This is a genomic window from Exiguobacterium sp. s16 (assembly GCF_018618115.1).
Classification (GTDB): Bacteria; Bacillota; Bacilli; order Exiguobacteriales; family Exiguobacteriaceae; genus Exiguobacterium; species Exiguobacterium mexicanum_A.
Genome location: NZ_JACSLM010000022.1, coordinates 1 through 1,228 on the forward strand (window position 1 = coordinate 1; position 1,228 = coordinate 1,228).

1 protein-coding gene is annotated in these 1,228 nt (G+C 53.2%); it reads left to right on the top strand.

Annotated elements, in window-relative coordinates; translation table 11 throughout:
* Positions 1–234: 234 nt before the first annotated feature.
* Positions 235–690, top strand: a complete 456-nt coding sequence (locus KNP86_RS15495) for a JAB domain-containing protein (protein WP_035385670.1) — start codon at positions 235–237, stop codon at positions 688–690.
* The last annotated feature ends 538 nt before the right edge of the window (positions 691–1,228 follow it).

Below are 1,228 nucleotides of genomic sequence, written 5' to 3' on the forward strand. Positions count from 1 at the left end.
GACGTCAAAAAAATGACGCGCCCTCCGGCCCGTCTTCCTTCGCTTTAGGCTCAAAGCGAGGCTTTTCGCTCGTTGGCTACGGAAGCCTGTCCCTCCGTTTGCTCTACGCATTTTTTTGAGGCTCTCCCTGCGGTCGCCCTTGCACCGTCTCCCGACGCTCGCTTCGTTCACGTCAACAGGACGCACAACGGTGTTCGTTCTGAGCTCGGCTTATCCGAAAGGGGACAAACCATCATGGAACTTACATCCATCATCGAGGTCATTCGTATCAAACAAGAGATTCGCGAGGAGATGGTCGCTCTCGAGCACGCCATCATCCAATCACCGGACAGTGCCCGACAAATCGGTTCCTCGTTCATCGGGGACGACGACCGTGAAGTGTTCCTCGTCATCATGCTCAACACAAAGAACCGGGTCATCGGCGTCCACCGGGCACACGTCGGGAGCGTCAACTCGAGTGTCGTCCACCCACGGGAGGTCTTCAAATGCGCCATCTTGAACAACGCCTCGTGCCTCATCGTCTGTCATCAGCACCCGAGCGGGGACCCGACGCCGAGCCGGGAGGACATCCTCGTCTCCGAACGGTTACATGAGGCGGGGGACCTCATCGGCATCCCGGTGCTCGACCATCTCATCCTCGGAGCGGACGAGTCGTACGTCAGCATGAAACAGCGAGGTTACATGGGTTGAACGGAATGGAGTGGGGCCGGGGGACCGGTCCCGGTCCGTCCGGTAAGGACAAGGAAGAAAAACGTACGTTTTTCTTTGACTGGATGGGCGACTCGCGTTGCTCTCGCCTGGATCCATAGAGCGGGATCCGGAAAAGGGTCGTTTTCGCATGACGAAAACGCGATGGTTCGTGTGTGAAGGTTGGACGTTGTTTTGGTCTGTCTCGTAAGAAGACTATTTGATGAAATGACAGAAGTGAAAACACGGTTTGTTTATTGAAAATGAGCATGTTTTCTAAACAAGCCCTAGGGCTTACGTGAAATTAGGCGAGATGTTGTCTGCTTGGATGCGAGGTATCATGAGGCTATCAACAGGAGAGGAAGATTCAGATGGACAGTTACCAACTAGATCAACAGACGATGGACGAGATGACGGAGGTATTGCTTCGACTGTATTTTGCAATACAAATGTGGTTCTTACGCAATGTTGGTGAAAGATGACGTGCGATTGCCTGAGGGTGGTCGCTCATTTTTTTGCAATATCATTTAACACAGCTTGG

Bases quoted from the DNA above. Each gene is read 5' to 3' on its own strand.
- KNP86_RS15495 (WP_035385670.1), top strand. From the start codon at position 235: ATGGAACTTACATCCATCATCGAGGTCATTCGTATCAAACAAGAGATT.